Annotated in this window: 19 protein-coding genes and 3 pseudogenes; 9 read left to right on the forward strand and 13 right to left on the reverse strand. The window is 66.3% G+C overall.

The annotated features are described in order from the left end of the window. Positions 1–142 precede the first annotated feature (142 nt). From ACZ7IB_RS19930 to ACZ7IB_RS19940, 3 genes are all read right to left on the reverse strand, one after another. Positions 143–415, reverse strand: a complete 273-nt coding sequence (locus tag ACZ7IB_RS19930) for a TFIIB-type zinc ribbon-containing protein (RefSeq protein WP_470914029.1) — start codon at positions 413–415, stop codon at positions 143–145. A gap of 68 nt (positions 416–483) precedes the next feature. Beyond that, positions 484–1,455 (reverse strand): phosphotransferase, encoded by a 972-nt coding sequence (locus ACZ7IB_RS19935; RefSeq protein ID WP_470914031.1) that lies wholly within the window; start codon positions 1,453–1,455, stop codon positions 484–486. 214 nt (positions 1,456–1,669) lie between these two features. Further along, positions 1,670–1,879 (reverse strand): hypothetical protein, encoded by a 210-nt coding sequence (locus tag ACZ7IB_RS19940; RefSeq protein WP_470914033.1) that lies wholly within the window; start codon positions 1,877–1,879, stop codon positions 1,670–1,672. 608 nt (positions 1,880–2,487) lie between these two features. Between ACZ7IB_RS19940 and ACZ7IB_RS19945 the strand changes: the two genes are divergently transcribed. Then, positions 2,488–3,810 carry a serine/threonine-protein kinase gene (locus ACZ7IB_RS19945; RefSeq protein ID WP_470914035.1) on the forward strand — a complete coding sequence of 441 codons (1,323 nt, stop codon included), beginning with the start codon at positions 2,488–2,490 and terminating at the stop codon, positions 3,808–3,810. Positions 3,811–3,814: 4 nt separating this feature from the next. Here the strand turns inward: ACZ7IB_RS19945 and ACZ7IB_RS19950 are convergent. Then, a pseudogene (locus ACZ7IB_RS19950) lies at positions 3,815–4,237 on the reverse strand (TrmH family RNA methyltransferase); the annotation flags it as partial. A gap of 56 nt (positions 4,238–4,293) precedes the next feature. On the opposite strand from ACZ7IB_RS19950, the gene ACZ7IB_RS19955 reads away from it, so the two are divergent. Continuing rightward, positions 4,294–5,745 (forward strand): recombinase family protein, encoded by a 1,452-nt coding sequence (locus tag ACZ7IB_RS19955; RefSeq protein ID WP_470914036.1) that lies wholly within the window; start codon positions 4,294–4,296, stop codon positions 5,743–5,745. A gap of 192 nt (positions 5,746–5,937) precedes the next feature. On the opposite strand, the gene ACZ7IB_RS19960 is transcribed toward ACZ7IB_RS19955, so the two are convergent. The 3 genes and pseudogenes from ACZ7IB_RS19960 to ACZ7IB_RS19970 all read right to left on the reverse strand — a co-directional run bounded on the left by ACZ7IB_RS19960 (position 5,938) and on the right by ACZ7IB_RS19970 (position 7,293). Continuing rightward, on the reverse strand, positions 5,938–6,096 hold the full coding sequence (locus ACZ7IB_RS19960; RefSeq protein ID WP_470914133.1) for a hypothetical protein: 159 nt from the start codon (positions 6,094–6,096) through the stop codon (positions 5,938–5,940). Between the two features lie 120 nt (positions 6,097–6,216). Then, a pseudogene (locus tag ACZ7IB_RS19965) lies at positions 6,217–6,402 on the reverse strand (helix-turn-helix domain-containing protein); the annotation flags it as partial. A gap of 699 nt (positions 6,403–7,101) precedes the next feature. Further along, a complete protein-coding gene (locus tag ACZ7IB_RS19970; RefSeq protein ID WP_470914038.1) occupies positions 7,102–7,293 on the reverse strand; it encodes a hypothetical protein in 192 nt (63 codons plus the stop codon). Positions 7,294–7,440: 147 nt separating this feature from the next. On the opposite strand from ACZ7IB_RS19970, the gene ACZ7IB_RS19975 reads away from it, so the two are divergent. Further along, positions 7,441–8,604, forward strand: coding sequence for a hypothetical protein (locus ACZ7IB_RS19975; RefSeq protein WP_470914041.1), 1,164 nt, complete (start codon positions 7,441–7,443; stop codon positions 8,602–8,604). A 289-nt stretch (positions 8,605–8,893) separates the two neighbouring features. On the opposite strand, the gene ACZ7IB_RS19980 is transcribed toward ACZ7IB_RS19975, so the two are convergent. Next, the gene (locus ACZ7IB_RS19980) at positions 8,894–9,631 is read right to left on the reverse strand and encodes a TatD family hydrolase (RefSeq protein WP_470914044.1); all 738 of its coding nucleotides are present in this window, start codon (positions 9,629–9,631) and stop codon (positions 8,894–8,896) included. 292 nt (positions 9,632–9,923) lie between these two features. Between ACZ7IB_RS19980 and ACZ7IB_RS19985 the strand changes: the two genes are divergently transcribed. The 5 genes from ACZ7IB_RS19985 (at position 9,924) to ACZ7IB_RS20005 (ending at position 14,097) form a co-directional block, all read left to right on the forward strand. Next, positions 9,924–10,376 (forward strand): DUF6188 family protein, encoded by a 453-nt coding sequence (locus ACZ7IB_RS19985; RefSeq protein WP_470914047.1) that lies wholly within the window; start codon positions 9,924–9,926, stop codon positions 10,374–10,376. A 544-nt stretch (positions 10,377–10,920) separates the two neighbouring features. Next, positions 10,921–12,393 carry a serine/threonine-protein kinase gene (locus ACZ7IB_RS19990; protein WP_470914048.1) on the forward strand — a complete coding sequence of 491 codons (1,473 nt, stop codon included), beginning with the start codon at positions 10,921–10,923 and terminating at the stop codon, positions 12,391–12,393. Between the two features lie 183 nt (positions 12,394–12,576). Next, entirely contained in the window at positions 12,577–12,804 is a 228-nt protein-coding gene (locus ACZ7IB_RS19995) for a hypothetical protein (protein WP_470914049.1), read from the forward strand. Continuing rightward, positions 12,797–13,423 (forward strand): RNA polymerase sigma factor, encoded by a 627-nt coding sequence (locus ACZ7IB_RS20000; protein ID WP_470914050.1) that lies wholly within the window; start codon positions 12,797–12,799, stop codon positions 13,421–13,423. The genes ACZ7IB_RS19995 and ACZ7IB_RS20000 overlap by 8 nt, the downstream gene beginning before the upstream one ends. Continuing rightward, positions 13,420–14,097: a hypothetical protein gene (locus tag ACZ7IB_RS20005; protein ID WP_470914052.1), complete on the forward strand. Its 678-nt coding sequence runs from the start codon at positions 13,420–13,422 to the stop codon at positions 14,095–14,097. The genes ACZ7IB_RS20000 and ACZ7IB_RS20005 overlap by 4 nt, the downstream gene beginning before the upstream one ends. Positions 14,098–14,242: 145 nt before the next feature. Here ACZ7IB_RS20005 and ACZ7IB_RS20010 read toward each other — a convergent pair whose 3' ends face one another. The 5 genes from ACZ7IB_RS20010 to ACZ7IB_RS20030 all read right to left on the reverse strand — a co-directional run bounded on the left by ACZ7IB_RS20010 (position 14,243) and on the right by ACZ7IB_RS20030 (position 23,034). Further along, a complete protein-coding gene (locus ACZ7IB_RS20010) occupies positions 14,243–15,187 on the reverse strand; it encodes a hypothetical protein (RefSeq protein ID WP_470914053.1) in 945 nt (314 codons plus the stop codon). 364 nt (positions 15,188–15,551) lie between these two features. Further along, the gene (locus tag ACZ7IB_RS20015) at positions 15,552–16,931 is read right to left on the reverse strand and encodes an AlbA family DNA-binding domain-containing protein (protein ID WP_470914055.1); all 1,380 of its coding nucleotides are present in this window, start codon (positions 16,929–16,931) and stop codon (positions 15,552–15,554) included. A gap of 314 nt (positions 16,932–17,245) precedes the next feature. Beyond that, the gene (locus ACZ7IB_RS20020) at positions 17,246–20,320 is read right to left on the reverse strand and encodes a type I restriction endonuclease subunit R (protein WP_470914058.1); all 3,075 of its coding nucleotides are present in this window, start codon (positions 20,318–20,320) and stop codon (positions 17,246–17,248) included. 1 nt (position 20,321) lies between these two features. Next, on the reverse strand, positions 20,322–21,527 hold the full coding sequence (locus ACZ7IB_RS20025) for a restriction endonuclease subunit S (protein ID WP_470914060.1): 1,206 nt from the start codon (positions 21,525–21,527) through the stop codon (positions 20,322–20,324). Then, positions 21,520–23,034, reverse strand: coding sequence for a type I restriction-modification system subunit M (locus tag ACZ7IB_RS20030; protein ID WP_470914062.1), 1,515 nt, complete (start codon positions 23,032–23,034; stop codon positions 21,520–21,522). The genes ACZ7IB_RS20025 and ACZ7IB_RS20030 overlap by 8 nt, the downstream gene beginning before the upstream one ends. A 274-nt stretch (positions 23,035–23,308) precedes the next feature. Between ACZ7IB_RS20030 and ACZ7IB_RS20035 the strand changes: the two are divergent. Further along, a pseudogene (locus ACZ7IB_RS20035) lies at positions 23,309–23,637 on the forward strand (transposase family protein); the annotation flags it as partial. Positions 23,638–23,780 lie beyond the last annotated feature (143 nt).

Genomic DNA, 23,780 nt, shown 5'->3' on the forward strand with positions numbered 1-23,780 from the left:
GTTGTCGCGGCAACGGGGCCCTTTTTGTTTCGGCGAGCAACACCGGCGGGCACCAGTAAGCGACAGAACGACAGAAACAACCGCGCCCCAGGACGGAAGGCGTCCGGCCCCGCGGTCAGGCGCTCACCGGTGTCGACCCCGCTCAGGACGAGAAGAGCATGCGGCCGAAGCTCTTGTGCCGGTAGTGACCGCCGTGGTGCTGCGGGGCGCCCCAGGCGGGCGCCGGGGCGGCCGGGTAGGCCTGCGGGGCGGGCGGCACGGGCGGGGCCTGCTGCGTCCACTGCGCCTCGATGCGGGTCAGGGACTCCAGCTCGCCGTAGTCGAGGAAGATCCCCCGGCAGCCGCTGCACTGCTCGATCTGTATGCCATTGCGGTTGTACGTCTGCATCTGTGCGTGGCACTTGGGACACTGCATGGTTCGGCTCACTCCTCGCCGTCGGGTCGCCGTCGCCGGAATACATGCCCGCCGACGGTCGGTTCAGCCTACGACGAGGGCTCGGCGGCCAACTCGGGCGGGAGGGAGGCAATTCGGGCACAGGCGTCGATCATCGTCTGTTCCACCTCATCCGGAGTTCGGCCCTCCGCGGCAGATTTGGCGAATGCCAGCGCCGCGGTCTGAACGGTCAGGGCCCGGGCCGGGACGTCCAGTTCGGGCCAGGGGTCGCCCTCGGCCCGTACGGCCGGTCCGCCGGCTGCCCGGTAGGCGTCCAGGAAACGGAGCCAGACCTCGGGCGGCAGCAGCCCGGCCGCGTACCAGGCGGCGGGGCGGGCGAGGTCCCATGCGGGGTCGCCGAGACCGGCGTCGTCGACATCGATGAGCAGCCAGGGGCCGTGCGGGGCGGGGTGGCGGACGAGTTGCCCGAGGTGCAGATCGCCGTGGCACAGGAAGCGGGAGCGGTGCGGGGGCGCGGCGGCTTCGTCGCGGGCCCAGGCAGGCAGGCGGTGCCACGCTTCGCGTACGGGGGTGGTGGCGGGGTCGCCGGGCCGGGCGGCGCACATCCGGGCAACGGCGAGCGAGGCCTTGGCGGGGCCCCGCATGGGCGGGAGCGCGAGGGAGGGCGGGGGCGGGGTCAGGTGCAGCCCGGCCAGCAGGACGGCGGCCTCTTCCCAGGGGGCGGCGTCGGAGTCGCCGGGGTCGACGGGCTTGCCGTGGGGCCACAGAGTGACCGGGCGGCCCTGGATGGTGGTGGAGGGTACGGGGGGCCCGGGCTGCAGGGGGGCGAGGAGGATGCCGGCCAGGCGGGGGTCGTTCGCGAGGGTCAGCCGGGTCAGCAGGTCGGGGGTGTCCGTGCCGGGGGCGTGCGCCTTGGCGACGACGGGCCCGCTGCGGACCACCGTGCCGTCCGCACGGTCGGCGAGCACTGCTGGTGGCGGGCAGGCACAGATGCCCTCGGGATGGGCGTGGGCGGCCCGGTGGGCGAGGGCGCCCAGCGCGCGTACGACTGCGGTGGTCACGGTCTCCCCCGGTGGCGAACAGGTGCGGGCGGCCCGATACGCACCGGGCCCGCCGATGAGCGTACGCGCGTCGCGAAAGGACCCCGGACAGCGCGATGTCCGGTCAGCTCCCCAGCTGACCGGACAAACGCTGCCGCCCGCCGCACCCCCGTCCCCACGGGGTTGTTGGCCGGATGTCCCGGTCCGGACCGCTCTTCCGGACCCGGGGCGCCGCTCAGCGCCCCAGCATCACGCCCACGGACGACGCCTGTGTGACCACTGCGTCCCAGCCGCCGAAGGCGACTACGAGCAGGGCCGCCAGAGGAAGAACCATCGCCGTCGCCACCAACGGGTGGCGCGTACCGGACGACGGGCGGCTGCCGAACGAGGCATGGACCCTGCGTCCCCGCGTACGGATCATGGTCCGCGCTGCCGTGTCCGCCATGGTTCCTCTCCTGACTGAATGTGGAGCGGCGGGCGTGTGACCTCGGGGGACGAGTGCTGCGCCCGCCGCTTGACTTCAACATTAGGGACGCGGAAGGCATACGACGTCATGCCCGCGTACCGAATTCCGGGCCTCCCGGAGGATGAGCCCCGGGTAGTCGATGTACTCCCCTGGGTGGAGATCGGGCGCCTGATCCCGGGGTCATCCCGGAGGGGTGCCCGGAATGTTGTGGATCAGGTGGGCGGACGGATGCGGCGGCAGGTGGGACGGCGACCGTGACTTCACTCACTCGCCCGCGCCGCGGCTCCCGGTCGTGGGCCGTGTGTACGTCGCCCCGGTCGCCGCGGTCCCCTCCCCGCGGGGTCCGTGTCGCGCTCCCCCACTCGTCGGGTCCGCAACCCTCCCAGCTCCAACCTCGCTTCGCCACAGCCACTTTGATGACCCGGCACCGTTCGGTGCCGGACCGGCTGCGGCCCCGCTCCCCGTCATGGACCGTGCCGCGCACTGACAATCGATCGGCGGGCGAGGGCGCGGCCTCTGAGCGCCCCGGGCGCCGGGTACGTAAGCTGTGCCTCGTCAGGCGTACCAGGCAGCGGGGATGGGCAGACATGGCGATGATGCGGCTCCGGCGCGAGGACCCGCGTGTCGTCGGCTCGTTCAGGCTGCACCGGCGGCTCGGAGCGGGCGGCATGGGTGTCGTCTATCTCGGTTCGGACCGACGGGGCCAGCGGGTGGCGTTGAAGGTGATCCGTCCGGATCTGGCGGAGGACCAGGAGTTCCGCTCGCGCTTCGCGCGCGAGGTGTCCGCCGCGCGGCGGATCCGCGGTGGCTGTACGGCGCGTCTGGTGGCCGCCGATCTGGAGGCGGACCGCCCGTGGTTCGCCACGCAGTACGTCCCGGGGCCCTCGCTGCACGACAAGGTGGCCGAGGAGGGTCCGCTGTCGGCGGCCGAGGTGGCCTCGATCGGGGCGGCGCTCTCCGAGGGCCTGGTGGCGGTGCACGAGGCCGGTGTCGTCCACCGTGACCTGAAGCCGTCGAACATCCTTCTCTCCCCCAAGGGCCCCCGGATCATCGACTTCGGGATCGCCTGGGCGACCGGGGCGAGCACGCTCACCCATGTCGGTACGGCGGTGGGCTCGCCGGGATTCCTGGCGCCCGAGCAGGTGCGCGGCGCGGCCGTGACGCCCGCGACGGACGTGTTCTCGCTCGGTGCCACGCTGGCGTATGCGGCGACGGCCGACTCGCCTTTCGGGCACGGCAGTTCCGAGGTGATGCTGTACCGCGTGGTGCACGAGGAACCGCAGTTGTACGACGTACACGATGCGCTCGCGCCGCTGGTGAGCGCCTGTCTGGCGAAAGACCCCGAGGAGCGGCCGAGCACGCTTCAACTCTCCATGCGGCTCAAGGAGATCGCGGCGCGGGAGGCGCAGGGTCTGCACGAGGGCCGTCCGCCCGTTCAGCGTTCGGCACAGGAGCTGGACCGGCCGACCGGACGTCTCGACGGCCCGTACACCGAGCAGCAGACCCGGCGTACGGCTCCTCCGGCACCCCGTCAGCAGAAGCAACCTCGGAGCAACCGGCAGGCCACGTCGTCGAGGGCCGGGTCGCCGCGCACCGGTGGTTCGCGCCCTCAGCAGCATCAGCCGCCGCGCAACACAACACGGTCCGGCAAGCGCCCGCAGGGCACGAACGGGACGAACGGCCGGCCGGGAACGCGGCCCGGGGCCCGTAAGACTTCGACGGGGCGGCGTCCCGCCAACCCGCGGCTGCTGCGGCAGCGGCTCGTCGTCTTCGTCGTGGTCACGCTGCTGGTCGCGCTGGGCATCGCGGCGGCGCAGGGCTGCCAGGGTCCGGCCCGCGGGCTGGGCACGAGCGAGAGCCAGACGCAGCCCCGAAACCCGGGCGAGGGCCAGGGCCTGCAGCCTCAGTAGGCGGTCAGTTCTGCGGGCGGCCTGATGCCACCGCGTAGAACGCGACCGCGGCGGCCGCTCCCACGTTCAGCGAGTCGACGCCGTGGGCCATCGGGATGCGCACCCATTCGTCGGCGGCGACCAGGGCCTGGGTGGACAGTCCGTCCCCCTCGGCGCCGAGCATCAGCGCCACCTTGTCCATCCGGTGCGGTGCCGCCTCGTCGATGCTGCTGGCCTTTTCGTCCGGGGTCAGCGCGAGAAGTTTGAAGCCCGCTTCCCGTACGGTCTCCAGGGCCTTGGGCCAGGTGTCGAGACGGGCGTAGGGAACGGAGAAGACCGCACCCATCGAGACCTTGACGGAGCGCCGGTAGAGCGGGTCGGCGCAGTCCGGGGAGAGCAGTACGGCGTCCATGCCGAGAGCGGCGGCGCTGCGGAAGATCGCCCCAACCTATCTTCGCTTTGAGTCTACAATCGTGCCCAAACCAGATTGGGGCCGCTGTGGGAGTGCCAGAGACTTTCCGAGCTAAGCGCGCAGTCATCTACGCGCGCGTATCCCTCGACGTCACGGGCGAGGGACGGTCGGTCGACCGTCAGCTCGAAGCCTGTCGGCAGCTCTGTGAGCTGCGCGGCTGGACCGTGGTGGAGGAGCGGGTCGACAACTCGATCTCCGCCTCGACCGGTAAGGTCCGGCCGGCCTGGCAGTCAGTGCTGGCCATGGTCGGAGCTCGCGAGGTGGACGTGATCGTCGCCTGGCACATCGATCGAATGACGCGCTCGATGCTCGACCTGGAGGAGTTGATCCTCCTCGCCGAGGATGCCGGCATCGGCGTCGCGACCGCCTCGGGTGACCTCGATCTGACCACTGATGTCGGCCGGATGGTGGCTCGCATCCTTGCGGCTGTCGCCCGCGCCGAGGTCGAGCGGAAGGGCGCCCGCCAGAAGCTGGCGAACGCCGCCCGTGCCGCCGAGGGCGACGTGCACTTCGGTGGCGTGCGTCCCTTCGGCTACGAGAACGACCGGGTCACGATAGTCCCCGAGGAGGCCGCGGCCATTCGCCAGGCTGCGGTGGACGTGCTCGCCGGCAAGGCACTCGCCGAGGTGGCCCGCGAGTGGGCTGCTGCCGGGCTCGTCTCTTCTCGAGCCGAGGTCGGGTGGGAGAAGGGCAAACGCAAACCGAAGGCCGGCTGGACTTCGCGCGGGGTGAAGAACGTCCTCATCAATCCCCGTTACGCCGGCATCCGCGTCTACAACGGCGACGAGGTAGGCACGGGCGTCTGGGACAAGATTCTCGACCTGGAGATCTACCTCTCGCTCACCCAGATGCTCGTGGACCCCAACCGCAAGAGGGGCGAGAACGCGGGTCGCAGCGGGCGCAAGCCTCAATCCCTGATTACTGGCATCGCGCGGTGCCAGACGTGCAGGGAAACCGTACGTGCGGCTTCCAGTCGCGGCGAGCTGACGTACTCGTGTCCTATGTCGCACGTCCACACGAACCGCGAGTACGTCGACACTCGTATCCACGGCGACATGATCGACCGGCTCACTCGGCCGGATGCGCTGGCTCTGCTGACCCCCTCGGGTGACGGCAAGGCGGACGAGGCGAAGGCCGAGGTGGAGAAGCAGCAGGCCAAGCTCGATCAGCTCGCCAAGCTCCTGGCCGCCGACCTGATGACCGTTGAGCAGTTCACCATCGCGACCGCAGCGGCCCGAGAGAAGCTGAAGGCGGCTGAAGGGGTGCTCGGGCAGGCTGGTGCCGGGACATTGATCGTCGGTCTCGACCTGGGCACGCCGAAGGTCAAAGAGCAGTGGATGTCTCTGCCCCTGGAGCGTCAGCGGAAGCTCGTCCAAGCCCTGCTGGAGGTGACTCTCGTGCCGCGCGGCCGGAAGCGTCGCCAACCGATGCCCTTGGAAGATCAGGTGATCATCGAAGACTTGAAGGCGGAGCCCAGGTCGTAAGTCTCGACCTCGGGGATGCGCCAGGGCCCCTCACTCCAGCGCGAGGAGGGGGCCCTTGTCATGCCTCACGTACGTGTTTCTTCTCTATGGGGGCAAGCAGTGTCCTTACCAGGCGGGACTGTTCTTGAGTGAGAGGTGGGGGCGGAGTCGCCTGCCTGCGGCGCCTGGCGATCTCGATCGCCTTGTCCAGTGTCAGCCCCACAGCACGACTCGGGCGTTCGCGGCGTAGGCGGCGGACGTGACAAGAATGATTTCGGTGAAGACCGCCTCGGCCTGCTCGGCGCACATCTCGATCTCGTGCTGCGCCTTCGAGACGAAGGCTGTGGACCCGTCGTGGGTTCGTAGGCTCAAGTGGGTGATCACGTCCAACTCACGTAGCGAACCGTTCGGGTTGCGCGACGACCACGTCTCCTTTGGAGTACCCCCGGTCGAGGCCGGGTTTGAATGCGAATCGACTTCCCGCTGTTCTGTCAGCCAGGCCTCAAGCAAGTCGCCGCGATACCTGACCCTGCCTCCGGAACCCGTCCGAAAGCTGGGCAGCCCTTGTCGCTGGTGTCGCCAGACGTACAAAGTGCCCGCCGATATACCGAGATAGGCGGCTGTGCCCTCCACGTTCAAGCATGCTGGTTCGACAAGCGGCCGCTTCTGATGTGACATCACATGTCTCCGGATTCAGGACGTTGTTTCCAGCCCGTCCCACAGCGGCGCTCAACATGCCTCTGCACTGGCAGGCGTAGCCAGGGTCCGGAGAAAAGGCGGTTTGGAGCGGCCGCTATGAAGTGATAGAAGCCCGCCACAATGTCCAGGAGATCATCTACCGGGCGACACCGCGGATCCCGCGTCCTCTCATCTCCCACGCCGAACAACGAGGTGGCGACCGACATGAGGAGTAAACGGAGGAGACGGCCCGCGGTGGGCAGCCTCGCGATCAACGTCATCGAACACAGACCGCATAGGGGATGTCCAGCGGCTTCGGGTCTCTCAGCACTGCCACTGGCTCCCCCCACTTTGCGACGCAAGTCCCTCGGAAGTCGCTCTGCCAGAGCTGACAGTCCCTAGGACCAAGGGCACCGAGGGGACACACCACGCACCCGCACCCCTGCATCTGAGCCACGGAGCTACGCATTACGAGCACGCTGGAGATCGTGACGGGTCGTGTTGCCCTGTGCTATCGGATGCCGTTTTGCCTGATCAGAGCACCACTGTCGGTCCGACGGGTGCTGGGCCGTGTTGCACCGTCCAAAGGCGTCCGCGCTCCCCTGGTGACTACCGATGACCGAAGGTATCCCGTGAGTGACCGTTCAGTGTCCTCGGAACGACCCTTGTCACCACCGCACAGTCACTTCTGCGGGGAGGTCACAGGGTCCAAGGCACGGGGAGGTGGCAGTCCAAGATCTTGCGGGCTTCCTTCCGGCGGGAGCGGCGGGGGTGGAGCAGGGCGACGCCGACGATGACGACGTACACGGTGATCCAGATGTACAGGGCCGTGATCAGTGCCCAGGGCAGGGGGCCGGTCGTCGGGAGGAGGTCGGTGAAGGTGATCAGCATGGGTTCTCCTGGTTCGTTGCCGGGCCGTGTGCTCCGGCGGTTCCCCAAGAGCACCAGGTGCGGCGCACCTGGCCTTGGTGAAGGTGGGGGGTCTCTATATTTCCCAAAGGCACGTCCTCTTGTAGTCGGAGTGGGTAGGTTCGCGCCATGTCTTCTACGGGTGGTCCGGTATCCGCTGAACAGCAGCTCATCGACCACGCGCGTCAGCACGGCTATGCGGTGTCGGTGAAGCAGCTCGCGTCCTGGCGGCGGGCGGGTTTGTTGCCAGGGCACACGGTGCGGGCACTGGGCCGGGGGCGCGGGAGTGCATCGGTTCCGGATGACGAGGCATTCGGCTTGGTCGTGGCGCTCGCCCGGTCGGCCCGGCGTGGTGCTCGGCCGTTTCATCTGGCACTGGCCTTGTTCGGCGAGGGGCATCCGGTGCCGGAGAAGGCCGTGCGGGGAGCCTTCGGGCAAGCCGTCCGGGGTCTGGGTACCGGTCTCGGTGAGGAGGGTCCGAGAGCCCGGGAGGACGAGGAAGAGTGGGCGGAGCGTGTCGCCGACGAGGTGGTCGCCTCGGGGCAGCGGGTCCGGCTCGTTCCCGCTCGGGCCCGCCGGATCGATGAGGGGATCATCCGGTGCATGCGTAACCGGGGAGTAGTGTGGCCTCCGCCGGAGCTGGCTGAGCTGGACCGGAACCCAGAGCCTCCGAATCTGTCCGACGGGGAGGTTACGGCTGCGGCGGTGACCACGGTGCTGCGCGGGGGTGCCGCCATCACGCCGCAGGGAATCGGTGATGTGCTGCGGGCCATGCAGCCTGCGGGGTGGTACAACCCATGGGCGTCCATGGCTGAGTACACGGTCGAGGACGTCCCGGATCTTGCCCAGGAGGTGTTTCTCCCCGATGGCGGTATGAGCACCCTCCCCAACCGCCCTGTTCTCGACACCCTGCTGCGTCTGGCGGAGACAGCGGCCCTGGACGATCTGCGGGACGCCTGGGAGGCGAGCGGAGCGACCCGAGAATGGGCTTTGGACCTGTGCGTACGGGTCGAGGCGGAGCTTGAGGCCGACGTGCTGGATGACGCGGCCTACGCATGGGTGATGGGCAGAACCCTTGCGCCGGGGATGCTGCTGATGGCCGATGTGAGTAATCGCTACTGGTCCCCGGCAGACCAGGCGTCGACGTCCGTGGGCCTGTTGATGGCGCGGCAGGCGCTCCGCGATCTCGATGAGAAGGTGCCCGGCTGCCAGTGGGAGCTGCTCGAATCCCCCGCCGTGATGCCGCCTCCGCTGCTGCCGTTCTTCCGGGCCAGTCTCGCCCGCTCCGGGTGAGACCTAACGGCCGGAGGCCCGTTACCGAGCGCCGGCGGTGCCGGTCCTAAGCGGGCGGCCCGTGGGTCCGTCCATAAAAATGCTCGGGACGCCGCACCTAGCGCGATCTCGCACAGCCAGTAGCGCAAAGCCGCTCGTGCTGAGTCGACGGGCCGAAATGCACACGGGCTCGCCCGATCGGCCTCTGTGCTACTGCCCTGATTCATTGCCGCATCGGAAAGGGCCCCTCGCACCGGGCCAGGCGTGAGCGAGCTCATGAACCATCGTGAACAACTGTCCTGATCCCTTGTCACGCGGTCATGTGGAGCCGCTGTTGGTTGTCGCGGATCTGCCGGACGACGCCGTCGTGAGGCAGTGCCCATCGGGTGGCTAGGTGGTCGACCATGCGCAGCACGTCGTGAGGGCGGGAAGGTCGGGTCCCGACGCGGGTGAAGGGGCCGTCGGTCTCCAGCAGGACCCGATCCTCAGGCACAGCATCGAGCAGGATTCTGCCCTTGGCGGTCCTCGTCATGGCGGGGTTGAAGGAGAAGTAGGCACCGGCCGCCAAGGCATTGTCCACGAGGCCGGTGGGGCCGGTGTACCAGTGCAGGATCGCTGAGCGCACGTCGGTCTGCAGCAGGCGGTTGATGGTGTCCTTCTCAGCGCCGCGGCTGTGGATGGTCATGCAGAGGCTGCGGGCACGCGGGTCGCCGAGAATGGTTTCAAAGACGCGGGTCTGGGCGTTGCGGGTGGCACGGCCGACGGGGGAGAAGTCCAGGCCGATCTCGCCGATCCAGGTGGCTTCGGTGAGCATGCGCAGGAAGCGGGCGAGATCGGCCAGTGCGAAGGAGTGGGCGCGCAGGGGGTGCATGCCCAGGGCCGGGGTGACCCCGCTGCGTCGGCCGAGACGGGCTCTCAACAGGCGGTATTCGCCGGGGTCTTCGGTGACGGCTACGACGTCGACTTCGACCTGAGCGGCTTCCTCAAGGACGGTGAGGGGGTCGTTGTAACCGGTCAGGTGGCAATGGGTATCCCACAGCGTGCTCATGTGTCCGTGTCCAGGAGGTCGGCCAGATCCCCCTGGACTCCTGCGGTGAGCCAGCTACGCACCTCGTCGCTACCTCGGCGCCATACGTCGAGGAAGAGGTGCCGTTCACCTCGGGGAAGGGGGCCATTGCGGAGTACGTCGATGGCGGGTCGGCCGGGGCGAGTTCCGGCAATGACGGCACGCAGGTCGGCGCTGCGCCGGGTGGTCGCATCTAGGAGGTGCGGGTCAGTGAGAGCGTCCCAGGCGTAGTCGGTTCCTTGGTGCCTGCGACGGAGTGGACCATGGTGTGGTGATGACCACTGACGTGGAACCGATCGAACACGAGGACCGGTGGGTCCTGAACCTCCGGGGCCTGAGTGTCGTCAGGATCAGCATCGACTTTCGGCTGACCCTCGTCCTGGACGCAGGGTGGGAAGTCGTGCTGGAAGCACCGGCTCGGCTCTCGCCAGGGTCGCTCCACACCAGTCCTGGCCTGCCTCTGACTCCGGAGTCCCAGGACGTGGCTGCGGTTCTACCACTGTTCGGGGCGAAGGTCCTGTCCGCGGTTGTGTTCAAGTCCGGCATCCTGCGGATGGTGTTCGACAACGCCATGCATCTGACGTGTTCGGCCGACGTATCCTTCGAAGCTTGGCAGATCACGGAACCACGAGGATGGCGCTTCATCTCGATGCCCGGCGGAGACCTTGCCGTTTGGTCCCGCTCTGGTACAAGTGAGAATCCGCAAGGTCAGGCTGCGAAGCAGTGAAAATCTGCCACCTACGGCACGACGGGACAACTCCGCAGAGTAACCGACGGGCGGCTCCAGCGTCGTTTGCCAACAAGCGTGCCGAGTTGCCAACTGTTCTGCGTGGTCACAGTTCGGTGATCAGCAGGAACAGGCCCGTTCTCGGCGGAATCTGTCCACAGGCAGATCGCAGTAGCGTCCGTGTCCGGTGTGGGTGCCCGCTTCTCGCGGCATCGTTGCGCCCTGCACAACCGGCACGAAGGCGCTCAACGGCAGGGCACAGACGAAGTGTGACAAGCAGGTAGAAAAGTCCGCGGGTTCCCTTGCCCGGAGCATCGGCCGCGTTCTGGCCGGCCGGGACCTGGACGGCGTGAAGCGGACCGACGCCACGTTCTGGCGCGCGGGCACTCGTGTCCTGCTGAAGGTAGAGGGCAAGGGGCCCAGGACCCGGATCGGGGCGCGCGCAGGCAACACGGATACCCACTGTCAGTGGTCCCTGGGACGATAGAAGCGGAGCGAAACCGCCTTCGCAGGAGAGCAGTTGACGATGGAGACAATGCGCACCATGAGACTGGCACTGAACAAAGAGTGGGCCGTCGGCGCCCGCATCGGGGGTGGCGGCTTCGGAGCCGTGTTCGAGGCGCAGAACACCGCTGGCGAGAAGGCGGCGGTGAAGCTCGTACCTAAAGCGCCGGGCACCGAGCGCGAGATGCTGTTTACCAACCTGGACGGCGTCCGCAACGTGGTGCCGGTCATCGACAGCGGCGAGCACGAAGACCAGTGGGTACTGGTGATGCCCCGCGCCGAGAAGTCCCTGCGCGACCACCTCCGGGAGCGTGGTCAGCTGCCCCTCAACGAGGCGGTCGCCGTCCTGTCCGACGTCGCTGAAGCGCTTGCCGACCTCAAGGACCGGGAGATCGTCCACCGGGACCTCAAGCCGGAGAACATCCTGCTGCTCGATGGCCGCTGGTGCCTCGCCGACTTCGGCATCGCCCGGTACGCCGAAGCCACCACCGCCAAGCACACTTTTAAGCTCGCGGGCACCCTCGCGTACATGGCCCCCGAGCGTTGGAACAATCAGCGGGCCACCAGCGCCAGCGACATCTATGCCTTGGGCGTTCTGGCGTACGAGATCTTGGAGGGCGCTCCACCCTTCACGGGACCGTACGAGCACGACTACCACGATCAGCATCTGCACGGGGCCCTGCCGCCCCTCACCACCGCTCCGCCCCTTCTGGCAGCGCTGATCACCGAGTCTCTCTTCCGGGCCCCGCAGGGACGCCCGGCGGCTGGCAACGTGCTTGCCCGGCTCGGGCAGGTGCCCGCAGCTCCGCTCTCCGGCGGGCTGGCCGCGCTTGCGCACGCCAACCAGGGCGCGGTCGCACGCCAAGCCGAAGCTGACCGCCGGGCTTCGGCACACGCCACTGAGGCCAGCCGTCGTAAGGCCCTGCTTGATGCCGCCATGACCTCCTTCTCCTTCATCGCCGACCCCTTCCTCGCGCCCCTCACGACCGCCGCTCCGAGCGCGGAGGTCCGCAAGGGCAACCAGGGAGGGTGGACCGTCCGGATCAACGACGCTCAGCTGACACTGTCGGGACCGAGGGAGACTGCCCCCGAGGTCTGGCGCACCACGTCGACGCCGGCGCCGTTCGACGTCATCGCCTCCGCGACTATCTCCCTGAAGGTCCCCGCCAACTACTACGGGTACGAGGGCCGCAGCCACTCCCTCTGGTACGCCGATGCGCAGACGGAAGAGCAGTACCAGTGGTTCGAGACCGCCTTCATGGACACCCCACTACGCCCCACCGCGGGAACTGTGGATCCCTTCGCGCTCGACCCTCACCACGAGTCCCGCGCTGCCGTCGGCCCGGGGATGATGATGCACCAGGTGGCCTGGCCCTTCACCCCGCTCGTCATTGGGGATATGGACGAGCTCATCAGCCGGTGGGCCGACTGGCTCGCCCAAGCGGCGACTGGCCGACTCACCCACCCCAGCCGTATGCCTGAACGCGACCCCCAGGGCTCGTGGAGGCGATGACCACACGGGGCCGGTGAACGACGGCGAAGGGGCGAGAGGCAACGACGACGAGGCGGCGGAACAACGTCAGTACGGCACGTGACCCACGTCATACCGAGCCTGGTGTCACGATTCCTGCCCCTGCCAGCACTCCCTTGATGTGACGGGCGCACCGGGCGCCCAAGCTGCATTGAGGGGGACAGATTGCCAGAATCAGCGATCGGGTTAGCGGCGCTGGGCGCGATATTGAGCGCGCGGCTGTTCTACCAGTGGATCCGCAGCTGGACGCAGATCCAGCTGACCCGCCTCACCCAACAGGGCACCAGCGACCGCGTCCGTGCCCTGCCGCCGGGCAGCAAGGTCACCGAACGCAAGGCCGGCGAGGAACTCCGCATCGAGGTCGGCGCGGTCGGCGGAGACGCCCGTGACTGACTTCGAGATCCACCTGGAGACCGCACAGATCGAACTGGAACCCTTCCGACGGCATACGATCAGCCATCCACCTGCTGAGTCTGCGCCAGAGCCGAGTATTCCGGCGGCCCCGCCGCAGCAGCGTGGCAGCGTCGCCCGGGTGGAGTTCGCCCAGTTCTACGAGCAGCACATGGCCAAGCTGGTACGGCACCTGCTGCGGCAGGGAGCCAGCGGCCACGAAGCAGCAGAGGCCGCCCAGGCCGCCTTCGCTGAAGCGTTCGTGAAGTGGGAGACCATCGACTACCCCGCCGCCTGGCTCCGGAAGGTCGCTATCCGCCTCTACCTGCGCCAGCCAGTCCGCCGCGAAGACCTCACCGACGACGTCCCGGAACTGCCGGGCGGCGTCTGCCCCCTGCGCTCAGTGGAACTCAAAGAGGAAGAGACCCGCGTCTACACCGCCCTCGCCGCCCTGCCACCCCTGCAACGCGCGGTCCTCGCCTGGCACCTGGACGGCTTTGCGACCAGCGAAATCGGCGACGCCCTCGACATGACGCACGAAGCCGTACGGCAGAACCTGAGCCGCGGCCGCGCCCGGCTCAAGACGATCCTGCTCATCGCGAACGACGGAGGCGAGCGATGACCCACCACGACAGCGACGCCGAACTCGATGCCATGCTGCGGTCTGCGGACGACGCAGTGCTGACCGCTGTGCAGGACGGCCTGGATCTCGACGCAGGCCGCGCGGTCCTCTTTGCCCGAGCGACAATCCGCGAACACGGAGATCGCCAGCCCCCCGATTGGAAGATCGGCCCGGACGGGAGCGTCACCGACTTCGCCGGCATCCCAGTGGAAGCGGCCCTCCAACGAGAGATCTACCCGAACGGATCAGTACGGCACAGCACTCGCGTCAACGACGTCAACGGTCGGGTCACCAACATCCTGGACCTGCTGGACCAGATCTCCTACGACCTCGACCTGCTCCGGCGATGGCTGGACTGCCTGGCAGAGGGGCGATCGCTGGGGCCGGGGCACGTGGAGAACGCCGCCACACTACTCGCTGCTCTGGTCGTGGGGGTTCGGGAACGCAACATGAGCGAGAGGACAGCTCTTGGCCTCGTTGAACAGGCCAAGACGGTACTGCGGGCCCTCTGGACCGACGTCCGTCCCCACCTCGAGGTGGAGGAGGACCGGCGGTCCGCCGCCGATCGGCTCCTCAACCTGGAACTCGCCCTGGTGGCCACCAAGACCCTTGTAGCCGAGCTGTTCGCCGACGATGGAGACCAGTCGTCCCTTCGGCCAGTCCCCACACGGTGATACCAGCTGGCCACGGCCCCCGGGGATCAGCCATGAAATCCCCGGGGGCCCGCGTATGGGGTCGCGCTGTCCAGCGACGGCATGGCTCCCGAAGTCACGCGGTGGTTGCCAACGTGCTGCCGTCGGCAACGTGGACCAGGAGCGGTCACTCTTCCGAGAGGAGCGCTCCACCAGCCTGTTGCTGGAGAAGAAGAATCTCCCCGCACAAGACGTAGGTGTTCAGCGCGCAGAGATTCGCTGCCTGCAGAGCGACGGAAGCGTGGACGCCCTTGTTCGCCAGGTCGCCGATGGCCACGTACCGCTCATGCAGCCCCTTGCCCAGCGCAACGGTGACGTCTGCCGTCGTCCTGCTGGTGCTCGCCTCCTTGATGAACTGGAAGAGCCGATTACGGTATGCGGGCTGGTCCAGCTTGTGGCCTGACTCGCTCGGCTCGGACCGGGGCGGGAGCACGTGATCGACGACGGCCTCTAGGATGCGCCGACAAGTCGTTAGGGCATGCGAGAGCTCCTCGCCCCCTGGTCTGTCCGGGTCGCTGGCTGCAGCCTCGTTCATACGCCGGTAGACAGCGGTGAACTTCTCCACTAGCTCTGGGACGCCTTCGGTCAGCATCTTGTCAACCTGCACTTTGTAGCTGCCGAAGATGGACTCATTCACCGATACGTAGCCAAAACGCCGCTCCCACGCCACCAAGTAGGAGAACGTCCGCAGCCGCGCCCTCTCAGTGATCTGCCGGAGGGCGAAGTCGGCCTCGAGGCCAGCGGGAGTCTGGGTGCTTGGAACCTGCTTCGTCAGGTACTCGATGTTGGCGAGCGAGTAGGCCAGCACCGTTCCCGCGTCATCGCTCTTTGTACGGTCCCGTATGTACTCGCGCATGGCCGTCACTGCGGGGCCGGGTTCATCGGGTGACTCCCAGCGGGACGGGTCAGCCATCAGTCGCTCAAGGTCGGCCCGATGCTGGGCAGGATCACCGCTTGTGACCTGAAGGTCCAGCCCGAGGCGCACCGCCACATGCGAGTCGCCGATCAAACTGGCGATCCGCACGGCCCGCCGCACCGACACTTCCAGCGGGTGGTCATCGAACTCGTCCAAAGCCCGACGTATGAGGCCCAGAACGTGTGCAGTGGAATCCATCAGGAGAATGTAGCTGAGGGGGGACCCTAGGCCTCCTAGAGGGAGAAGTGAACCCGGACAGACCCACCGGGGCCGTAGCACTCGTGCCTTACGCCGCTGCTCACTCCAGTCCGGGAGCGGCGAGCGCGGCCAGCTTGTCGGTCGTAAGCTTCCTGCGCCTGATCTTGCTGCTGCTGAGGAACACCCCGAGCTTGGCCTCCGTGCCGTCCTCTAGCCGCTCTACGTGTGCCCTGGGGACCTTCGCAGAGCCCGCTCCGCCTGGTCGTAGCGGGCCTAGAAGTGCTGAAGTCGGGCAAGCAGCTTCAGGCCCGTCGAAGGGCCGTCATGTTGCCTCAAGGAGGTTGTGCTCTCTCGCCCAGGCTGTGAGGGCGCCTCGGTTGCGGTCGGTGAAGCCGTAGGGGCGGAGTTCTCCGTCAGCGGTAATCAACCCCGTCTCCGGGATGCCGTAGGCGTGGAGGAGTTCGTCGGCCAGTACGGCAGCGGCCTGGAGCAGGCCCCTGTCGTGGTCTGCTACGTCATCGAGCAGCACGGTGGCTTCGGAGTAGGCGTATTCGCATGGCTGAGTGCTGGTTTCCAGGCGTCGTCCAGCGCCGCTATGCAGGCGGTCAACGGTCAGGGGCAACGGATCGCGGTACTCCGCGACTGTTTGCATGGAGGCATCGGGATGGGAGCCGATGTCGTTCACCAGCACAACCTTGACCACGGCCGTCCCGCTGGCCGCAGTCCGGTCGCGGGCATGGCCGGCCAGGAAAGGCAGCGCACACAGCAGGCTGTAGACGATCTCTCCCGGTTCGACGAACTGCAGATCGACTTCATCGCCCCGGACCTTCGAATGGTGTGTGTAAAGCGGAAGAACGATGGCCGCGCTGCCGTCACGATGCAGTTCCGCCCGCACACCCTGGTCCCCTCGACTCTCCTGCGCGATCAGCCGGCGCGCCCCAACGGTGGCATAGCCGAACAACCGGTGGCCCTGCCCGAGGTACAACTCTGCGCCAAGGAGTTCGACCCGGTATCGCTCGAAGGTGCTGGCGTTGATGACCATCTCGCCTGGCATCTCCGGGACCAGGGCAACGATGAGGTGCGGAGTAGTGCGCTCCACGGCTGACAGGACGATGTCGCTCTCAACTTCGGCCATTCGCTCGTCACGAGCTGCTGCGGCGGTGTGGCGGGCCCGATAGGCGGTCGCCACCATCGTTTCCGTGAGCCACTCGGTCTGGCTTCCCCCTCGCCTGGGGTAGCGAAGGACATCCTTCGAATCCTTCGTCGGAGTGGCTGTAACGGCATGGGGAGCCTGTGGGCTGCGTGGAACGGCAAGGAGCAAGAATCCGCGTCCCTCATCATCTGGATCCGGAACGCGGATCGGCTCGTAGGGGACAGGCGGCGCCGTGTTGTTCGCGATCACCTGACGAATCCGCCGCAGATGGTGGTCGTCGAGGTCGACATCGAAGACCCGGCTGGGCACGCCCTTGGCTTCCGCCATGCCGAGGACGAGGACCCCGCCTCGGTGGTTAGCCATAGCGGCGACGTCCTTGGCCAGTTCCTCCTTGCCCTTGTCGTCGGATGCGTAGTGAGCGCGTTTGTAGTCGAGATCCTCTGCTTCGGCCGCGTCGGGGTTACCCACCAGGCCCTTGACGTCTTGGTAACTCAAGTTGTCCAGCCGCGCCCCGAACAGCTCTTCCAGGCGCCGTGATCGCATCACCATGTATGAGAACTATCCTCGGGGCCCTACTTGCCGCAATGCCATTTGCAATGCTGACTGGCCTCCCGCGCCTGGCAAGTTAGCTCTGCCCACGGACGCTGCCGGACCGCCAGGCGGATGAGTGCCCGCAATGCGCCGTAGTGAACGGCTCGTCCGGTACTGAGTAGCGCAATGCATGGAACCCCAGGACTACCATGCGTTAAGGAAGTCACGCACAGTGATCGACTTCGGTAGTCGTGATGTGGAGCTGATCACAAACCGAGCGTACGCGCAGGGACGAGGAACAATCCACGCATTGGTCGCGGTCGTGACGTCGTTCAATAGTTCTCCCGCACGTACTCGTACGTTCGGTCAAACAGTTCGCCCTTGATGGGCAAGCCGTACTCCTTCAGGACGGAACGCAGCTCGCGGCGGACGCGTTTGTCGCCCGCGTCGCTCGCGCTCCAACCGGCATAGGCGACCTCGACGACGATCGAGTCGATCCGGGAGGCTATGTCGGGGACGATCTTGTGCAGCCCGGGCGGTGTGTTCTCCGCAACGATCTGAGTGAGCGCCCCACGCTTCGGATCGGCCAGCCGGTCGAGCGTTCCCTGGTCGCCCTGTTCCGCTGCCCGGTCCGCGGCGACCACGTCCTGAGCGATCTTCAGAGCTTCCCCGAGGAAGGCCAGCGAGTCTTCGACGTTCTCGATCGCCTTGGCACGGAGCTTCTCGATCCGATCCGCCAGCGACCGGTACGCCGGGCTCTCGGTATCGGCGAGCCGACGCCTGAGGCGCGCCTCGATAGAGTCGAGGACCTCCTGGTACACGTCATCGGCTTTCGACTCCGGCGTCTGCCACTCGGAGAGCTTGAGCTGCTCGGCGATCTTCTTCACCAGCGCCAGACCGGCAGCGTCGAGCGTAACTGTCTTCGACGGCATCGACCTAACGCCCACATCGCTCATGTGACCGTGAATCAGGTCAGTGGTCTTCGCGCCGAGACGTGCCCAGAGGAACGTCTTGGATACGTCCTTGGGCCGGATCGACTCGTACACCTTCGCGAGCCAGAAGTACTGCCCCTTGAATGGCCGGAACATCGGGTGCGGGTCGAGGAACTCCCACACCGTCTGCAGCGCGACGTAGGTCTCGATGAACTCGGTGCGCTGCGCGCCGCCCTCGGGGATCCGCTCGTGGGCCTCGGCGAGCGACTCGAACGAGGAGTCACTGGTGTCGATGCCGTCGAACAGATGGAGCAGACGCGTGAGGTCGGCGACGAACTTCCCCGCCAGCTTGGAGGCGTCGGTGACGTTGAGCTCGTCCTCTTCGCCGTCCTTCACCTTCGGGCCGGCGACTGCCTTGCCGATGGCCCTCGCGAGCCCGATGTAGTCGACGACCCGCCCGAAGTCCTTGCGCTGACCGGTGACAGGATTCTTCCACGGACGGTTGGGCCGCGTGATCGTCTGGAACAGGTTCGTGTCCTTGGCGGGCTTGTCGAGATACAGCACCCCCTCGATGGGCGCGTTGAAGCCGGTCATCCACTTCGCGGTGACAACGATGAACGACATCGGGTCATCGACCTTCTTGAAGCGGCGCTTAAGCGCCTCCTCCTGCTCCGGAGTGAGCAGGTGCTTCTTGTGCTCCTTAGGGGTCTCCTTGCTGTCGGCGACGTGCATCACCACACCGACCTCACGGAGTCGTCCGTCCGGCATGACTGCAGCACGACGCTCCAGCTCGGCCTCGATGGCCATGGTGTACGCGATCACAAGGCGCTGGTTGTAGGCCACGACCTGAGCCTTCTGCCCCAGGGGCGCAACATAGGTAAGGAAGTGGTCGACGATGTCGGCACACACAGCAGCCACGCGCTCGGGGTTGGAGAGGATCGTCTCGATGTGAGAAGCCTTCCCCGACAGGAAGACCTTCTCCTCCTCGTCCAGGCCCTCCTCCGTGGCCAGCTCGTCGAAGGCCTCGTCCAGGGCTTCCTTGTCGAGGTTGAACCCGACAGACCGGCCCTCCACGATCACTGGCTTGGTGAACCCATCGGCGATGGATTGCTCCGGCGTGTACCGCGACATCACAAAGTCCGGGTCGCCAGGGTCGCCGAACAGCTTGAACGTCGAACGGTCTTTGTCCTCGATCGCAGTACCCGTCGCACCGAAGAACTTCGCGTTCGGCACCGCCGCGCGCCACGCATCGCCGAACTTCCCCTCCTGCGAGCGGTGCGCCTCGTCAACGAGGACCACGATGTTCGACCGGTTGTTCAGATGGCCGGCCTCAGCGAACTTGTGCACCGTCGTGATGACCACACCGGGCTCACCGCTACGCAGCAGAGCGTGCAGCTCCCGCCGGTTGCGGGGCACCGACATCCGCGGCATGCCGGCAGTCTCGAACATCTCCGCCGTCTGCCGGACCAGATCCTTACGGTCGGCGATCACGATGACCGTCGGCGCGCTCCCGAACTTCCCCGTCACTGCGTCGTCGCGCAGCAAACGGGCGGCGGCGAACGCCATGAGTTCGGTCTTGCCCGATCCCTGGTGATGCCAGATCAGTCCGCCAGGACGGCCTGCAAGCACCTTGGCCTGGATCGCCAGAGCCGCCTCGAACTGCGGGTAACGAGGCAAGAACTTGATGTCGACCTCGGAGGCATCCCGAGCGTGACGGAACATCACCAGGTCCTTGAGGATCGGCAGGATCGTCTCCGGCCGCAGCAGCAAGCGCGCGGCCCGCTCGACTCGAGCCGGGCCCGTGACGGTTTTTGGGTCGTCCTCAGTGGACCCCCACGGGGCCCAGATTTCGGAGTCGGGGTCCGGGACCGCACGGATCGGAGCCATCCGGAACTCCAGGCCCTCGGTGGCAACGTTGAAGACGTTCGTCGCGAAGAAGTTCGGGTATTCCTCCTCGTACACGTCGTGAAGGTCCTTCGCGGCGTTGACCCACGAGACCTGGTGCTTCACAGGCGTCTTGGTCTCGGCAACGACCAGCGGGAACCCGTTGACGTAGTAGACGACGTCGAACCGGCGCGGTTTGGTCGCACCGTTGACGGTGACCTCGTCAGCGACGGTGAAGCGGTTCTTGTTGAGGTCTTTGAAGTCGATCAGCCGACGAGGCACATGCCTACCGTCGATCGTCGTGAACGAGTGGTCGCCACGAAGCATCACGGTCAGTCGCTCGTTGGCCGCAACGAGACCGTTGTGCGCATCGAGGACAGCCTGATTGAGCTCATGCAGAACGAGGTCCGCCGACTCGGGGTCGTCGACCAGCTCCGGGTTCAGCGCGAGCAACGCTTCGCGTGCCCAGTCCTCGACGATGACGTCATGCTCATCGCGCGGTAATCCTTCCCCATGGAGACGCTCCCAGCCAGCCTCCTCCGCCCACTCGAGCAGTGAACGCTGGATCGTGCTCGCTTCCGTCCACCCCATGTCAGGACACCTCCTCGAGTAGAGCGTCGTACGCCTCCGGGATCTCGATTTCCTGGTTCAGGAGGGAGGCCATCAGCGCCGAACGGAAGGCACGGAGATTGGCGAGCTCCAGATCCAGGTCTGCTACTGCGAACGCGACAGCATCACAGTGCTGAACGTACTTGGCTTGCTCCTCAAGCGACGGGATCGGCAGACGCAAAGAACCCAGCAGGGCCTTATTGATCTTCCTCATCGACGCGGTACCGCGCGCTGATGCTGTGATAGTTGAGCGCACTGATGGGGAACACAATAGATGTGCCAGAAACGTCGCCTGGCAGACCTCGGGCTTTGTTTGAATTCGCCAGATAAGGTCAGGCAGGTAGGTTTGGGGTGCTACGTTTCGCGCGATGGCAGCATAGCCGACGCGATCGAATGAACCACTGGCTCTAGTGATAAGGAGGTCACCCTCTGCCACTAGATGGGCATTGGTGTAACCCGTCAGGTCAATAAGCCGCTTTGCTTCGGAGGCCACGAAAGTACCAAGTTGGATTGCACTCAGTTTCAGGACAGCCGACTCTCCGGTTCGCGGCTTTTCATCCGAAGCCTGAACGCTCTTTCCGCCTTGGATCCTGGAAACAACGCTGCGTAGTTCGTGTTCGGTGCCTTCGGGATGCGCGTTGCGAACGAGTGCCAGCAATGAGGTCGCCTTCTGCTTCTCGGCATCCAACGCGTCAATCTGTGCGTCCACCGATGCCATAACGTCGACGATGCGGTATTGCTCCGGCAAGGACGGGAGAGCAACTTCAATCGTCAAAAAGTCGGCAGGCTTGACCCGTTCCCGCCTACCGCCCATGCCGGTCGACAACGCCTGCAGTTGCCCCCACAGCCGTTTTGTGGTCGTAAGGAGCCGGAAGTATTCGGGAAGCATTCGTTCACTGCAGGTGAACGTGGGAAACTCTTGCGACGCGTAAACCTCGCCCAGATCGTTAGGAGCAACGGTGATCGCTCCTTCGAACGCCTTCAAGCGGCTGTAGACGATCTGGTTCGGCCGGATGCGATTCAGTGTCTTGTACGAGGTCTCATCGCCAGCAATCGGATCCCGGAGCAACAGGCCCCGACCGCGGTTCAAGACGCCGACGATGTTATAGGAGGCCGTCGCCGTGATCGGGACCGCGTCGACGTCCAGTGCGATGACCTCGTCGAGCCGGACTCGCTCCCACTCACTCACTGGACACCCCGAACACGCTCAGGTCGACGCCTGCCGCTGCGAGCCGCTCGAACATGACAGTCTCGGTGTCGATGCGATGCTGTCGGGCGTCGGCATACGCCACGAGCGCGGTGCCCAGATCAGCGGTCTCTTCTGCAGCAACCTTGATGTAGCGGCCGATGTTCAGGTCGAAGCCGTTCTGCTCGATCTCCTCGAGCGGCACTAGCCGGACGTTCGCACCGCCCTCACCCGCTGAGTCGCTACCTGTCTGGTACGCCTCGATGACAGCCCTGACGTCATCCTCGGACATCAGGTTCTGCTTCTTACCCTTGATAAACCGCGCCGAGCCGTCAATGAAGAGCACGTGATCCTTGCGCTCAACTGGCTTCTGGTCGCGGAAGATCAACAGGCATGCTGGGATTTCGGTCGAGTAGAAGAGCTTGGGCGGCAGCCCGACGACGGCTTCCAGGACGTCCTTCTCGATGAGGCCCTGGCGGATCTTCGCCTCCGCGCCTCCGCGGAACAGCACGCCGTGGGGCATCACCACGCCGACGCGGCCGGATCCAGGCTTCATGGACGAGACCATGTGCTGGACGAAGGCGTAGTCGCCGTTCTTCGCCGGCGGAACGCCGCAGATGGCTCGCGGGTCCGAGGACCAGCGGTCCGCTCCCCAATCCGCCAGCGAGAAGGGCGGGTTGGCGATCACGACGTCGAACTGGCGGACGGCACCGTGGGGGGCCTTGAACGCCGGAGCGCGGAGGGTGTCTCCGCGCTTGATGTCGAAGTCCTCGATCTCGTGCAGGAACAGGTTCATCCGGGCGATCGAGGCCGTCGTCAGGTTGATCTCCTGGCCGTATGCCCTGAGCGTGCGGTGATCCTTGCCGGACTCGCGTAGCTGGTTGATCGTCGCGACAAGCATCCCGCCGGAGCCGCAGGACGGGTCGTAGACGGACTCGCCCGGCGTCGGCTGGAGGATCCCGACGAGCAGGTTCACGACCTCGCGGGGGGTGAAGAACTCGCCGGCCTTTTTGCCCGACTCGTCGGCGAAGTTCTTCAGCAAGTACTCGTAGCCCGCGCCGAGCAGGTCGTGCGAGACCGTCGACGGATCGAGCCTGATCTTGTTGAACGCTCGGATGAGCCCCAGCAGTGCCGACTCCGGGATGCGCTCCTGGTTGCCCCACGAGGCATCGCCGAAGACGCCGGCGAGCGAGCGGGGGTTGGCCATTTCGATTCGCTGGAAGGTCTTCGCGATCTCCGCACCGAGGTTGGTGACCTTCTCGGTGACCTCGCTCCATAGCGTGCCCTCGGGCAGCTCGAACCTGTGAAAGTCGGCCTCGATCTCGTCGTCGAGGTCGTCGCCGTACGCATCGAACGCCGTGTCGTGCTCGTGGACCCAGGTGTCGCTGATCCACTTCCAGAACAGCATCGGGAAGACGTAGGTCTTGAAGTCAGCCGGATCAACGGGGCCGCGGAGCGCGTTCGCGGCGTCCCACAACCGGGATTCGAGCTCGTGCTGGGTGATCGTCACAGAGATGAGGTCCTTCGTTGAAGACGGTGCCCCGATTATGGAGGAGGGCACCGACATTGCGGGAGTCCGGTACGGCAGGCAGCAGCGACCTGCAGACGATGACCAGCACCCAGGCTTCGAAGGAATCGTGATCGCGGACCCACTGAGACAGGAGCTCTGCGCCTCCGCGTCTGAGTCACAGCGTTTGAGACGGGCCTCCCCCTCCATGATTACCGACCACCCGAAAGCGTCCATGCGGCCGGTCTAGCCCCCTTTTGCCCAAGAATCCACCAGCGTGGTCGGCCAGCAGCTGCTCTGCACTCGCAACGATTGCAGGGCGTGGGCCGAGTCCGACGCAAGGACGCCGCCGGCAAGACGATGACGGACGACGGCTATCCCGGCACTGGCTGCTGATGCCTCACCGCCAGTGAATGGCCAGACCGAACTCCCGGCCTGGAAGCGTCAACGCAACCGACCCACAGCCAGACCAGAGCCCGTATCGAGCACACCTTCGCCCGGGTGAAGGGCTGGAAGATCTTCCGCGACTGCAGCCTGAATGGCGACGGCGTGTACCACGCCATGCTCGGCATCGCACGCCTACACAACCTCGCCCTCACCGGCTGAGCAAGCAGCCCGCCCGGCAGGCGGCCGGAACCGCACCATTCGGGAGATCATTTACGGAACGACCCTTGGGTGCCGCCTAGTTGCATGTGCGATCGAGGGTCTCCGCCGCTCCCGGAGCTGAGTGGATCGCAGAGCGCCAATCC

The organism is Streptomyces sp. NPDC037301, from assembly GCF_055602785.1.